At 38.3% G+C, this 13,762-nt stretch carries 13 protein-coding genes and 1 other annotated feature; of the genes, 4 read left to right on the top strand and 9 right to left on the bottom strand.

Translation table 11 applies throughout. The features are described from left to right. Positions 1-48: 48 nt before the first annotated feature. Together JF53_RS08385 and JF53_RS08380 are read right to left on the bottom strand one after the other, a co-directional pair. On the bottom strand, positions 49-633 hold the full coding sequence (locus JF53_RS08385) for a GNAT family N-acetyltransferase (RefSeq protein WP_047982382.1): 585 nt from the start codon (positions 631-633) through the stop codon (positions 49-51). Positions 634-782: 149 nt separating this feature from the next. Then, the gene (locus JF53_RS08380; RefSeq protein WP_047982383.1) at positions 783-2,009 is read right to left on the bottom strand and encodes a putative glycoside hydrolase; all 1,227 of its coding nucleotides are present in this window, start codon (positions 2,007-2,009) and stop codon (positions 783-785) included. 329 nt (positions 2,010-2,338) lie between these two features. Here JF53_RS08380 and JF53_RS08375 point away from each other — a divergent pair, with 329 nt between their 5' ends. Beyond that, positions 2,339-4,552 carry an outer membrane protein assembly factor BamB family protein gene (locus tag JF53_RS08375; protein WP_047982384.1) on the top strand — a complete coding sequence of 738 codons (2,214 nt, stop codon included), beginning with the start codon at positions 2,339-2,341 and terminating at the stop codon, positions 4,550-4,552. Between the two features lie 48 nt (positions 4,553-4,600). On the opposite strand, the gene JF53_RS08370 is transcribed toward JF53_RS08375, so the two are convergent. From JF53_RS08370 to JF53_RS08355, 4 genes are all read right to left on the bottom strand, one after another. Continuing rightward, the gene (locus tag JF53_RS08370) at positions 4,601-5,749 is read right to left on the bottom strand and encodes a PQQ-dependent sugar dehydrogenase (protein WP_047982385.1); all 1,149 of its coding nucleotides are present in this window, start codon (positions 5,747-5,749) and stop codon (positions 4,601-4,603) included. Between the two features lie 38 nt (positions 5,750-5,787). Next, entirely contained in the window at positions 5,788-6,267 is a 480-nt protein-coding gene (locus JF53_RS08365) for a YusW family protein (RefSeq protein ID WP_047982386.1), read from the bottom strand. 122 nt (positions 6,268-6,389) lie between these two features. After that, complete coding sequence (locus JF53_RS08360) at positions 6,390-6,797, bottom strand: hypothetical protein (protein WP_047982387.1); 408 nt, start codon at positions 6,795-6,797, stop codon at positions 6,390-6,392. A 149-nt stretch (positions 6,798-6,946) separates the two neighbouring features. Beyond that, on the bottom strand, positions 6,947-7,318 hold the full coding sequence (locus tag JF53_RS08355) for an iron chaperone (RefSeq protein ID WP_047982388.1): 372 nt from the start codon (positions 7,316-7,318) through the stop codon (positions 6,947-6,949). Positions 7,319-7,593: 275 nt separating this feature from the next. Here JF53_RS08355 and panB point away from each other — a divergent pair, with 275 nt between their 5' ends. The 3 genes from panB to panD are packed head-to-tail and all read left to right on the top strand — an operon-like array spanning position 7,594 to position 9,712. Then, positions 7,594-8,424 carry a 3-methyl-2-oxobutanoate hydroxymethyltransferase gene (gene panB, locus JF53_RS08350; RefSeq protein ID WP_083443581.1) on the top strand — a complete coding sequence of 277 codons (831 nt, stop codon included), beginning with the start codon at positions 7,594-7,596 and terminating at the stop codon, positions 8,422-8,424. 13 nt (positions 8,425-8,437) lie between these two features. Further along, positions 8,438-9,310: a pantoate--beta-alanine ligase gene (panC, locus tag JF53_RS08345; protein ID WP_047982389.1), complete on the top strand. Its 873-nt coding sequence runs from the start codon at positions 8,438-8,440 to the stop codon at positions 9,308-9,310. Between the two features lie 12 nt (positions 9,311-9,322). After that, entirely contained in the window at positions 9,323-9,712 is a 390-nt protein-coding gene (panD, locus tag JF53_RS08340; protein ID WP_047982390.1) for an aspartate 1-decarboxylase, read from the top strand. 41 nt (positions 9,713-9,753) lie between these two features. Here the strand turns inward: panD and JF53_RS08335 are convergent, their stop codons facing one another. The 3 genes from JF53_RS08335 to JF53_RS08325 all read right to left on the bottom strand — a co-directional run bounded on the left by JF53_RS08335 (position 9,754) and on the right by JF53_RS08325 (position 13,668). Beyond that, entirely contained in the window at positions 9,754-10,698 is a 945-nt protein-coding gene (locus JF53_RS08335; RefSeq protein ID WP_047982391.1) for a ketopantoate reductase family protein, read from the bottom strand. A 115-nt stretch (positions 10,699-10,813) separates the two neighbouring features. Next, on the bottom strand, positions 10,814-12,292 hold the full coding sequence (locus JF53_RS08330; RefSeq protein WP_047982392.1) for an aldehyde dehydrogenase family protein: 1,479 nt from the start codon (positions 12,290-12,292) through the stop codon (positions 10,814-10,816). Between the two features lie 181 nt (positions 12,293-12,473). Further along, positions 12,474-12,651 (top strand) — a binding site (T-box leader). 180 nt (positions 12,652-12,831) lie between these two features. Further along, entirely contained in the window at positions 12,832-13,668 is an 837-nt protein-coding gene (locus JF53_RS08325; protein ID WP_047982393.1) for an abortive infection family protein, read from the bottom strand. Positions 13,669-13,762 lie beyond the last annotated feature (94 nt).

Here is a 13,762-nt window from a genome sequence, read left to right as displayed (position 1 = left end):
AGTGATACAAGAAGCCGCCTCCCTGGAAGGAAGTGGCTTCTTGTCTTTCTAATTTCGATCCAAATCAGCAAGAATGTCCTCTGTTTCTCGTTCTTCATTGAACGTCAGTACTTCTTCAGCTGGTTGATAAGCCTGTCCATAGACCTCCTCATCCTTATAAGTATGGATAGATTCATACATCTTGTGCATTTGTTCAAAAATCATTTCCTCCGATTCATTAGCGGGCGACCAATAAAGAATCTCCATAGGATTCTCTTTATTCGTCGCTAAGGAGCGACGATTATACCCGATTGCCTGCGCGTGATTAAAGCCCTCTCGCTTATAAAAATGCAACCGTTTGGCTGAATCGGAATCCTCATAATCAACTGGCTCCACTTCCAGTATGATTGGTTTATTTCGTGTTTTTAGCTTTTCCATTAATTTGTGTCCAATCCCTTGCCCTCTTGATTTAGCAGATACCCATACATAATCTATAAAAATAAACGTATCAAATTCAGCGTACATTAACACATGGTGTGGTCCCTCATCCTTGTGATACACATCACCCTTTTCTTTTAATAAAAGCTCCATATGCTCTTTTGATTTCATTTCTTCTACAGGAAAATACTTACTTAGCTTTTCATACCAATCCATTGAACTACTCCTTTACCGATATTCTCGTTGTCAGTATAGCGAAATCAAGTGAGAATGTTAAATCTCCTTTTGGGCCATATAGTGTAAGTATGTGTAGTTATATGAAAAAAAGCGGTACTTTTATTCAAAGTATCGCTTTTTTTCATATATTAAGGCGTAAAATCAACATTTTCCGAATACGTATTCCCTGCATTCCAAATGAGATATTCCTGTATTCCATTATCTTGTAGTGCTTTTATTTGTGCTTCTACTTCAGCTTTTCCATATTGTGTAGTCGGAATGCCTGTTCCACTATAAATCCATGGCGCCTCAAAATCTTGGATCCACGGTCTTGATACTGGTGGATTTTCTAGCTTTCCGAGTACCTCATTCTCCACCTTCGCATATTCTTCTGTTAGTCGATATGGCTCTGCATCCGGTAGTGGAATGTCAAAGTAGTTATTTGACCAATGACTTGGATAAATCATTGATGAAATTATATCTACACTCTCCGAGATCTTCGAGAAATTTTGGCCTATTCCTGGCGCTTCAGGAATTGTTGCGGAATACCCAAAAATGTCTACTGATACATCAACATCATACGGCTCCAATTCTTTCTTAGCGTATGCAACAAAATCTGTTACCGCTTCAACACGTCGTTGAATGAAATCCAGTTCTGATTCTGCATATTCGCCTTGGGAGTATTCTAAGTCTTTATCACGAAGCTCGAATCCTTCAGGGAAACGAACATAATCAAATTGAATGTCCTTAAAGCCCATTTCTGCGGCCATTTTCGCTATTTCAACATTGTACTCCCATACTTCTTCTAAAAACGGGTTAACAAATGAATCTCCACGATTATTTTTCCACACTTTTCCATTTTCCAAATACGATAATTCTGGTCGTTCATTAGCTAGCACTGTATCTTTAAATACAACAATTCTAGCAATTGGATAGACTTTATTTTCCTCTAACGTTTTCATCATTTCAACTGAATCTTTAATATAATTTTGACCAATATTAGCAAATGGTGATCCATCTTCTGGTTTAAATGTTAGGTAGCCGAAATCGTCTTTTATATCAATTACCATCGCATTAAGGTCCGTAGTATTGACTAAATCCAATAACGTATCAAATCGGCTACCGCCAGCAGAATGACCAGTAACATAAATCCCTCTTACTGCATCCGGATAGTCAAATTGATAACCAGAATCAAAAGTAAACCGTTTTGCCTTTACCTCTTCATCCATTAATTGAATATTCGTGTTTCTTTCTTGGTGATCAGATGCAATTAGTTCTTCATCTCCACTACTAATTTCTGGTATTGCAAACGGAAGTATAATTACGAGTAGGAGAACAATTGCAATCATGAGTCTCTTAAGTTGTAAATTTTTCATTCTATCAATCTCCTAACCAAAAATTAAGCCTGCCACCGGAAAGTTGCTACACAACTCATCGTTTGCAACACTTTAATTCTATTATAAAACAGATGTAATAGAATTTGAATGGCAAATACTAGATTTCTGTCGAATTTTTGACCGGAATTGTCGAATGATTTTTGGAATAGTTGATTTTTAAAAAATTAGTTAATCGAAACGTAATCCTCTTGTTACCTATCTTCACAACATTTCATTCAGATTATTACTTAAAAGATTAATTTGAAAAGTTACGGGCAAATTACAAAAGAAGCATTATCAACTTTTTTATGAAAGGAGCTTTAAATAGTGTGAATAAGCGAATTTGGTTAATTGTCGCCAGTATTATTTTTCTCTTATTGGTTGGGTGTCGTGATCAAGACGACAAGAAGGATACTGGCAAGCAAGACGATACCCAAACAGAAGAAACCGAAAACGGAACTGGACAAAAAGATGCCCATAGTTCAGTTCAACATATGGATTACAAAGGAGAGACTGCACCTAACTTTAATTCCGACGAACTAACTGCACCTCCTTCTGGAAATTGGGTTACCAATGGTGGGAATATTTATAATGGTAGATATTCTCCTTTAGAAAAAATTGATAAATCAAATGTTGGTAAGCTTAAAGTTGAATGGGTGACAAGCTTAGGTTCTGGGTCGGAATTTAAATATTCAGGCGAAGCAACTCCACTTGTCTATGATGGCGTCATGTTTAATATTACTGGCGCAAATGTTGTACAAGCACTCGATGCGACCTCAGGTGAAATTATTTGGGAGTATACACCGCAACTCGCTGATGGGTTGGACACGGTATGTTGTGGATGGACAAGCCGAGGTGTGGCTATCGGAAATGGCTTAGTATTTGTTGGACTTTTAGATGCAAGACTTATCGCACTGGATCAAAAAACTGGTGAATTAGTATGGGAAACCCAAGTAGCCGAATGGGATAAAGGATATACCATCACTAGCGCTCCACTGTTCTATGATGGAAAGGTATATACCGGAATCGCTGGTGGCGAATATGGAATTAGAGGATTTTTAGCTGCTTATGATGCCGAAATGGGACGTGAATTATGGCGAACCTACACGTTACCTACTCCGGGTGATGAAGGTTCTGAAACATGGCCAGAGGATAGTAATACTATCATTACTGGTGGTGCACCAATTTGGCAGACTCCAGCTGTTGACCCTGAGCTTGGGATGATTTATTTTTCAACCGGAAATACATCACCTGACTTGGATGGTAGTAATCGTGAAGGCGATAATTTATATTCCGATTCTGTACTAGCATTAGATGCTAATACTGGTGAATATCAATGGCATTTCCAAGAAGTACATCATGATATTTGGGATATGGATCCTGCCAATCCAGTAGTGCTTTTCGATGTTGAAATGGACGGGCAAATGCGAAAAGGGATTGCTCAAGCTGGGAAAACAGGATGGGTCTATCTGTTAGATAGAACTAATGGTGAGCCTTTAATTGGTATTGAAGAAAAACCAGTACCACAGGATGAAAGACAGAAAACATCACCTACCCAACCATTCCCAATTGGGGATAATTTCGTACCACAAGCTATTACAGAAGAAGATATAAAAAATGATCTTCCAGAGAATTTTGAAGGCAAGGTAGGAGAAATTTTCACACCGTTCTGGGATGAACCAGTAACGTTAAAACCGTCTCCACAAGGTGGAGCAAACTGGCCGCCATCTGCCTATAATCCGAATACAGAATTGTTTTATGTCCTAGGAAATGACAACTATTTCGCCTATGCACATCATGCAGAAGATGAGGCAAATAAATTTACGGAGGGGAAAGAATTTATCGGTAGTATTTGGCAACCGGTTGAGAATGCCCCTAGTCGCGGTACGGTGACTGCAATTGACATTAAAACGAACAAAATTGTTTGGCAAAACAATTGGGATAGCATTGCTTACAGTGGAATTCTGACCACAAAGGGTGATCTTGTATTCACAGGACACAATGATGGGCGTATCATTGCGTATGATGCAACGAATGGTGATCAACTTTGGGAATTCATGACAGATGCAGGTGCCAACGCACCACCAATCACGTATGAGGTAGATGGGAAACAGTACATTTCCATCTATGCAGCAGGTAATACATTAGCTGGAACACAACACGGTGATAAAATCTATACCTTCTCCTTAGAGGGTGAGTATGCGTCATTAGATGATATTCCTGAAGATGCGATTAACACATCACCTGTTCACAAGGATACGGATAACCAAAACAGTGAGGGTGTTACCGAAAGTGAAGGTGGAGCTGTTGCAGAAGAAGGACTGAAGATATACGAAAACAACTGTCTAGCATGTCACGGTGCAGAAGGTGTTGGCGGACACAATGGACCAAACCTTGAAAATGCAACACTCACTGATGAACAACTCGAGGAACAAATTAAAAAAGGTAGCGGAAACATGCCACCATTTGAAGGCACGTTATCCGAAGAAGAAATCGATGCCTTAGTGGAATATCTAAAAACACTGATGAGTCAAAAAGACTAACAACAAAAAGGTAATTGCCAGCACAGCTTTAGGCAATTACCTTCTCTCTTAGTTGGTTGATGATTTTTCAGTTAATGGAATGGAAATTAATCGATCGTCTTTTTCAGTCGGCTCACCGCGTTCATCATGATTATTCGTGATTGTAAATAGCGCATCTCCTTCACCAATAAAGACATCACGCAATCTACCCGCTTCATCGTAGAAGTCTTGAATTTCACCGTTGGCTAAATCATAGGTAAATATCTTCTGCCCTGCAAGCGATGCAATAAACAATCTTCCATCTTTAAAGGCCATTCCCGAAGGTGCCCATGTATCGTCACCAGAATGATAGACAGGCGTTTCCATATCAGGTGCTTCTTCATCACCTTGAATTACTGGCCATCCATAGTTCTTACCAGCTTCAATTAAGTTTACCTCATCATGCCCATTTTCTCCGTGCTCAGAACTATACAAATTCCCATTTTCATCCCAGGTCAAGCCTTGCGAATTTCGATGACCATACGAGAATACATAAGAATCTTCAAATGGATTATCCTCTGGAACCTCTCCATTAAGTTCTAAACGCAAAATTTTACCGGCTAAACTATCCAAATCCTGTGCTAACTCCCCATTACCAGTATCCCCGGTTGTGGCATATAGCTTGTCATCTGGACCAATTTGGATTCTCCCGCCATTATTAATTTCACCACCTGGAATGTTATCCACTAACACAGCCTCTTCTTGCCATGTAGAACCTTCCAATACTAACGAAACGATTCGATTCAGTGTTGTTCCTTCTTCATCATAGGTATGAAATGCAAATGCTCTATTTGTTGTTGCAAAATCAGGTGCTAACGTAAACCCTAAGAACCCGCCTTCTCCCTCATGCAATATCTTTTCTGATACTTGTACATCTTGGACTTCCACTAAGCCAAAGTCGCTATCAATCTCTACAACCGTTCCATCACGCTGACTCAAATAAAAAGTACTACCATTTTTATTTATCGTCCAAGGAATAGATAATTTATTCGCATTAATATTCCCATCATCTGACGAAACTACTTCAATCGATTCCTCTAACACTTCTACTGCATCTGGATTTTCTACATTACTCGATTGCTCATCCTGATCTGCCCTATCTTGATTAGAAGCAAATAGGAAGTAAACACTCACTAACAACAGCACACCTATCAGTGCAATAAAGCCATATTTTTTCAATTACTTTCACCTCATCTTTTTGATTTCCACTAACATGGTTACATTTCATGATTTTTCACTTCAAACGTTTTTGTCATTCCATCCTTGAACTCGACTTCAAGAACTGCTTTCAAGTAATTATCTGGTAGGTTAAACGTTTCAAGTGATGCCGCGATTGCTTCTGTGTCTGTCATGTCATAATGCACTTCTAAGCTCTTTGCAAATGGAAACATAGCATCAAAAGCCGCACGACCACGTGCATTCATGTCATTCGTCGGGTCATACAGCTCGGCTTCAATTAATCCACCATCACTTGCAATCTCTCCTTCGAACTCTGAATCGGCATACAACACATCAAAATCTATCACTGTATAGTCCAACTCTTGCATTCTTTCTACCAGATCGTCAGCATTCATGGCAGGTTGACTTTCTGAATCGGTATCGGTTGGGAGATTTGCAGTTGAATCATCCGCATCACCGCATGCTGTAATCATAAATGCTGTAAGCAGTAACAAAAAAGTTAGTTCTATTTTTCTCATAGGCTACCTCCATTTCCTAATATAGCTTCATTCTTTCCAAAATTTTCATAGATATTCATCATTTTCATAGTATTTACCCATAAAAAAAGAAGCCCACTCTGCATTGGAACTTCTAATCTCGCTTATTCTGATTTTACTCGGTCATGAAGAATATCATTGATTACCTCAATATGAAACGCTGCCCATGCCCTTTCTCGAAAATGAAAGACTACACTAACAGTTAATAATATAAGATACAATGTCACGAAAATCGCCCAAATTAAATTGCCATTACGAAACAAAACATCCTGTATCTTACTAGAAAATAAAAATAATAACCATGGGATTGCTGTTACAAAAATCGGAATAGCACCCATCCCATTTTGTTCTTTAATCATCCGATAATATAATAATTGAAGTGTAGTTCTATCAAGAGATTCATAGAAGGATTTAATCTCTTCCACTTCCTTCAATTGCTTAATTGACCGACTATTCTTTGCATCTTTCACACTAAGGAATAATTTATGGACATCTCCTCGAAAAAAATACATACCCTCTCGCCTCATTTATTTTTACTACCGTATTAAGTCTTGGCATTCAGCGAAGAAATATACATGAAAATCCAATCACAAGTTAACTCCTGCCAGACTGTATAGCAATAGGGTAGATGGAAATTTTTTTCGAATAGAATACTTTTTTCTTATTTCCGCCAGAAATTCGTGTATTCAGCCTTATCCATTCTGTTAAACTCTATTATCTTCCCTAATAGGGAATAATCTATTGGTTCGCTCCACTTGATTCGTATTAATTCCTTTGTATGGTCATAGCCCGCATTTACAATATCATCTAAATAACGTTCCATCGTTACCCTCTCTGGCGCGACACTAAAATGATTTTTTGCAGCACTGAAGCCGATGATGTATGTGCCATGATCCGTAAACATTGGCTGATTCCATTTCATTACCGGCTCTAAACCTTGGAAATTATTATTTACCCAGCTTAATACCTCTTCCATCCGATACCGTTGATCAGGATTATCTATTTTTGCTAAAAATTCGTTGAATACCTTCAATACAAGTTCCTCCTTTTTTAATTTGGATAATGCTACTGTTTATGTATCCAATTATTTTAGATAAATTATACCAAAGAACATTGGTAGATAATATGGTAAAACGAAACCTTCTTTCCATTTAGTCGAACCGTTACCCCTGCATAATAATTACCCACCTCCAGCTTATCTATTCCTCTATTTTCCTGTATAATATAGTTCAATTAAATGTTTTATAATGTTATCGGTTAACTAATGTTGATACAATACAACTATCTTTACTGGGGAGGCGAATCGTTTTGATAAGTGTTCTAGATTTAAAGAAAATGAAAGTAAATAGTGACAAGATTTCCATGGTTACAGCCTATGACTACCCATCTGCAAAACAAGCAGAGCAAGCAGGAGTCGATATGATTCTTGTTGGGGATTCATTAGGAATGGTTGTTCTAGGCTATGATTCAACTGTTCAGGTAACATCAGAAGATATGATTCATCATGGAAAAGCAGTAAAGCGCGGGGCTCCGAATACATTCACCGTAGTGGATATGCCTTTTATGTCCTATCATATTTCCTTAGAAGATTCGTTACGGACTGCCGCTAAGATTTTCCAGGAAACAAATGCACAAAGCTTGAAAATCGAAGGCGCAACGGAGGAAATACTACAACTCATTACAAGATTAACTGATGCTGGGATACCAGTTGTTGCACATCTAGGTCTAACACCACAATCTGTCAATGTGCTAGGTGGTTATAAAGTCCAAGGCAAAGATGAGGCAACAGCCAAAAAACTACTTGATGATGCCAAAAAGGTCGCTGACCATGGTGCTGCTGCACTCGTGCTAGAATGTGTTCCAACTGAGCTTGCGGAGTTGATCACGAAATCAATTCCAATTCCCACTATAGGTATTGGGGCAGGTGCAGAATGTGATGGGCAAGTGCTCGTTTATCATGATATCATGCAATATGGGGTCGACCGCTTACCGAAATTTGTGCAATCCTATGCTGATTTTAATGCAATAGGAAAAGAAGCCCTACAAAGTTATATGACGGACGTAAAACAAAACCGTTTTCCGCAAGCAGCACACACTTTTTTCTTGAAAAATATAGGTATACTACCAAAATCAGAATAAGGCGGAGAAATAAATGAAGGTTATTCGTACAATAGATGCGATTAAAAAAGTTATCCAAGATTATAAGGCACAAAATAAACAAATAGGATTCGTTGCTACCATGGGCTTTCTACATGACGGACATCTACAATTAATGCGAGCAGCAAAACAAGAAAACGATATCGTTGTTGCTAGCATTTTCGTCAACCCCTTGCAGTTCGGACCAAATGAGGACTTTGAAAAATACCCTAGAAATGAGCAAAAAGATACACAGCTTGCCGAGGAAGTCGGTATTGATGTATTATTTATGCCAACGGCTGAAGAAATGTATCCTCAACCTATGATTATCCAAATGGGAATAACAAGAAGAGTTGATGTGCTATGTGGTCGTTCTCGTCCTGGTCATTTTGATGGTGTCCTTACCGTGGTTACAAAGCTATTCCATCTGATTCAGCCAACTAAAGCTTATTTTGGTTTGAAGGATGCACAACAGGTAGCCGTGATTGATGCTCTTATACAAGATCTTAATTTTCCTATTGCGTTAGTTGGATTACCAACGGTTAGAGAAGCGGACGGATTAGCGAAAAGTAGCCGTAATGTCTATTTATCTGAGACAGAAAGGAAAGAAGCTGTCTCGTTATCCAAAGGCTTACAAGCAGGAAAGCAACTTCTCTTAAGTGGTGAACGCGACCCACAGCGAATTATCGATGAAGTGACGAAAACGATTGAACTAAATATTTCTGGTAGAATTGATTATGTAGAATTATTAAGCTACCCATCACTCGAACAAGTAACCAGTGTGGATCAACCAATCATACTAGCAACAGCAGTTTTCTTTGAACATGCTAGACTGATTGACAATCTACTACTAGATGAAAACGGGAGCTTGATTACCCGTTACAATTAGGAGGAAACTACCATGTTCCGTACAATGATGAAAAGTAAAATTCATCGTGCACGTGTGACAGAAGCAAACCTTAATTATGTTGGCAGTATCACGATTGATCAAGACATCCTAGATCAAGTCAATATTCTTGCCCATGAAAAGGTGCAAATTGTTAATAACAACAATGGTGCTCGGCTGGAGACATACGTGATTCCGGGTGAAAGAGGTTCAGGTGTAATTTGTTTAAATGGAGCTGCTGCAAGACTTGTGCAAAAGGACGATATTGTTATCATCGTGTCCTATGCGTTAGTAGCAGAAGCTGAGCTTGAATCTTATAAACCAATCGTAGCTCTTATGAATGAAAAAAATGAAGTAACCGAACTACTTGAACAAGAGCCACCATTGACTGTCGTTGAATTATAAAAGCAAAAGTCTGATCCCAATGCGGGTCAGACTTTTTTTGATCATTCTACCATATTCCTATAACTTTCCTCGATGACTTTAATTACATTAACAATCATTTCATTATACGGGGTATTGATGCCATACTTCCTTCCTTCTTCCACAATAGCCCCATTAATCGCTTCGATTTCTGTTTTTCGTTTATGAAGAATATCAGCTAACATCGAGGAGGTATTCATAGCTATGTCTGTTTCACCGAGTCGAATACATTCTGCGTAGGGATTTTCAAACAACAATGGTATTGCTTTTTTAGCAGCAATCTCAACAGTCTCGTCCACTAGTTTCTCCACTATCATTTTACCTTCTTGCGTACGGATCGCATCGCCATTCTTTAATCTAGTTATTGCTGTTAAACCGTTGAAGGCAATATTGACAAGCAGTTTACTCCAGATGATAGATTGAACATTTGCAGCTACTTCCGTTTCTAGTCCACTTTTCGTGAAGGTCGATGCTATCTTCATGAGCAGATCATTCTTACGCTCATTGGCTAATGGTGCACCAATAAATGTGCTCCCCCATGCACGATGCAATATCGTCCCTGGTTCAGCCACACTTGCTCCAGCCCATGTTCCACCCACCAACACTTCATGCTCTGGTGCCAGCTTGCTAATCTTCTCCATATTTCCAATCCCATTTTGCAAGGTTAAAATCGGCGTTTCTTTCGTTATATATGGTAATACTTTATCTAAAACGTTCTCTGTCGCAAACGTTTTAACGAATACGAGAATCAGGTCATATGTATCCACTACCTGCACAGGATCCGTTAGGACAGGAAGTTGAACTGTCGAACCAACTCCCTCTTTATCAATTATCTTTAAACCGTCACTCTGGATTTTTTCCACATGATTATTTGACCGATTATATATCGTCACGTCCACACCGTTTTGCTTTAATTTACCCGCAAACAAACTCCCCATTGCGCCAGCGCCTAGGATTAATAGTTTCATGCTCCTACGCTCCTTCCAAACAACTTGAATTGATATTATTTTACCATCTTTTCTGTTGTTGAAGGAGATATGATCGCTGTTAATGATATCAACTTTTTCTAAATCAACGTTATATTTACTCAGGTATATACGGTAAATCCAACTCTTTCGGTAAGTTTATAACATGTGTATCTGTGTAAGCAAGAAGTCCTTCCTTGCCATACTCACGTCCCATGCCTGACTGTTTCACACCACCAAACGGGAACCGTACATCAAGTCCCTGAATGGCAGCAGTATTAATCATCGTTGTACCTGCCTGTATCCGTCTAGCGACTTTTAAGGCATGGTCTTCTTTTCCCCATACTGAACTTGTTAACCCATAGATACTATCATTAGCAAGATGAATGGCATGTTCGTCATCATCAAAAGGTAAAATAGGAACCGTTGGGCCAAATTGTTCTTCCACTACAATTGGGTCATCCTGATTTGCTCCTAAGACAACAGTTGGTTGCATAAAGTAGCCTTCCTCATACAGATTCTGATCTAGAATTTTGCCTAATTTAATAACCTTTGCTCCCTTACTTTCTGCATCATCAATTAGACTTTGAACAAACGTTAATTGCTTTTGATTATTTACCGGACCAATCGTAACGTTCTTATCAAATGGGTCACCAACTCTTATCCACTTATTAGCTGCCTCAATATATTTTTCCACAAACCGTTCATAGATCGATTTATCTACGTATATTCTTTTTGCTATCATACAAATTTGCCCGGCTGTTAGGAAATTAGAAATCACTAATCGTCTCATTGCCCTTTCATCATTTACATCAAAATCATTCAACACAATAGCAGCATCATTTCCACCTAATTCTAATGTCATATGTTTGATAGTATCTGCTGCTGCTTTCATAATATGTTTTGCGGTTTCAGTCCCACCTGTAAAGGCTATTTTTGCAACTTTTGGATTGGAAGTTAATTCTACTCCAACATCAGCTTCCCCATGAACAAGATTTAACACTCCCGGTGGAAATTCATTTGCAATAATTTCGGTTACTTTACTGACAGCTAGCGGAGCAAGAGGACTCGGTTTTAAAACCATGGTATTCCCAGCTAATATTGCTGGTGCAACCTTAATAGTTGAAAGTGAGATCGGATAATTCCAAGGTGAGATAGCGGATACCACACCTATAGCATCTTTTGCAATAATCGTTTTCCCATTATCATGTTCTTGGACATCATTCTTTAAAACTTCCTTTACATGATCACAAGCATATTCCATCCACATTAAGGAAACGGCAATTTCTCCTTCCGAATCATAGAGCGCTTTACCATGTTCTCGCGATAATATTGCAGCAATTTCAGATGTTTGTTCCTTTATTTTTTGGATTGCCTTTCTCATCCTTTCTATCCTTTCATCCATTGGTGATGTTCTCCAAGTAGTAAAGGTATCGTATGCTACATCAATTGCCTTAACTGTATCTTCAAGAGTATTTACTGGTGCATAACCAACTATCTCATCAGGATGTGTTGGATTTTCACGTGGTTCTTGTTTCTCCGTCTTATATTTCTCCCCATTTATAATCGCATCGATAATAATCGGATTTTCAAACATATGTATTTCTTCCCTTCTTGTGAATTTCTTATAGTATGTGTTTCGGTTATTATATAAATTCAGATGAGGCATTATTAAAATGGAAGGAAACAGCAATAATAACGAGTAGATTCTATAGAGTGTTTTTAAATTTTTCTACTTGCATTTCCCAAAAGTACTATATATAATAATAAAAACTCAATATGAAGCAATGAAAAAGGCGTAGTACTGTTTGCCCACTGATTTTAGAGAGCTTGTGGTTGGTGAAAACAAGCATCATGGTAGATAGGAATTGGACTTTGGAGCTAATTAGTTAAGAATAAAGTGATCCTGTTAAAGCAGGATAATTAGGGTGGCACCGCGGGGCATGTGTCATAAAACCACAAAATTTTTTAATTAAAGAAGATAATTTAGACCATATTGTTATAGAATTTACAACTAGAAGCGGGTGATTATACCCGCTTTTTATTATGACTAAGTTGATTAGAGTTGCCGCTGCGTGCGAAACATAATACCATCTCTCTGCAAGTTGATAACAACTGGTTATACCTAAAAACTATTTAACTATTTAACTCCAATTTATTTAAAAGATATTCCGCTACCAAACCAATACTTTCTATAGCAGAAAGTGCCTCTTCCTTAGTTAGGATTGATAAGAATGGCCTACCATGTCCTGTTCCTTCTTTGTTTCTCAATTTATTTATTGAACATGCAAGTTCATATAAGGCTCTTTCAAATCTTTTTATGGCTGGTTCAGGTAAATTACTGTCTATTTTGTCATGTGGGGTAGCCGACCCAACCATCATAAACGCTTGTCCAAGCAAGGTAGGAAAGTTGGCTTGCGTCGGGTAACTTCCCATCTTTTTGAGGATTATATAGGCGGCTACTGCTTCCATTAAGTCTTTCCCTGTTCCAGCTACTAAGGCTGCATCTTCAATACCTTGTTTAGCACGACGAATATAGGTATGCAGGGCCTCACTCATTTCTTTTTCAGAAAGGTTGTCCAAAATTACTGGTTGAATCTCTCCATCTATCGTCAAAATGTAACCAGTAGATTTAAAAGCCTGCATCAAATTTTCTATCTGCTCACGTCCAGTATAATTTATGGAATTTTCTCTAAATCCTCCCGAAGCCTTCACTACTGAGATAACACTTTTTACAAGTTTCTCTCCTTTTTTTATATCGTTCTCTAATGACCAATAAAGAATGGCTCTAATCCTTTTAGCTTTTCCAACATTCCGACCTTGATTCTTAGGATCTACATCCCAAAGTTCTGCCTTTTGTACTATGAAATCCAGATCTGAATGACTTGGGTCTCTTCTATTTGTTGCTTGCGAATCGTCAATTAATTGTGAAAGTGATATAGCAATTTCATCCGTTAAAGAAGCTCCTTGCATGATAAACCCTCCATGTTCTAATTATTGAATATTATGGCATGCATTTTTTCATTTAACGTTTTGTTATAAACCATAACCATAGTAACAAAAGATT

The sequence above is a fragment of the Ornithinibacillus contaminans genome (assembly GCF_001038425.2).
Lineage (GTDB): Bacteria > Bacillota > Bacilli > Bacillales > Amphibacillaceae > Ornithinibacillus > Ornithinibacillus contaminans.
This window is presented reverse-complemented; position numbering and strand designations above follow the sequence as displayed.

What these genes read in the sequence shown, in the direction of transcription:
- JF53_RS08385 (WP_047982382.1), bottom strand. Translation starts at nt 633, where the DNA reads ATGGATTGGTATGAAAAGCTAAGTAAGTATTTTCCTGTAGAAGAAATG.
- JF53_RS08380 (WP_047982383.1), bottom strand. Translation starts at nt 2,009, where the DNA reads ATGAAAAATTTACAACTTAAGAGACTCATGATTGCAATTGTTCTCCTA.
- JF53_RS08365 (WP_047982386.1), bottom strand. Translation starts at nt 6,267, where the DNA reads ATGAGAAAAATAGAACTAACTTTTTTGTTACTGCTTACAGCATTTATG.
- JF53_RS08360 (WP_047982387.1), bottom strand. Translation starts at nt 6,797, where the DNA reads ATGTATTTTTTTCGAGGAGATGTCCATAAATTATTCCTTAGTGTGAAA.
- panC (WP_047982389.1), top strand. Translation starts at nt 8,438, where the DNA reads ATGAAGGTTATTCGTACAATAGATGCGATTAAAAAAGTTATCCAAGAT.
- panD (WP_047982390.1), top strand. Translation starts at nt 9,323, where the DNA reads ATGTTCCGTACAATGATGAAAAGTAAAATTCATCGTGCACGTGTGACA.
- JF53_RS08335 (WP_047982391.1), bottom strand. Translation starts at nt 10,698, where the DNA reads ATGAAACTATTAATCCTAGGCGCTGGCGCAATGGGGAGTTTGTTTGCG.
- JF53_RS08330 (WP_047982392.1), bottom strand. Translation starts at nt 12,292, where the DNA reads ATGTTTGAAAATCCGATTATTATCGATGCGATTATAAATGGGGAGAAA.
- JF53_RS08325 (WP_047982393.1), bottom strand. Translation starts at nt 13,668, where the DNA reads ATGCAAGGAGCTTCTTTAACGGATGAAATTGCTATATCACTTTCACAA.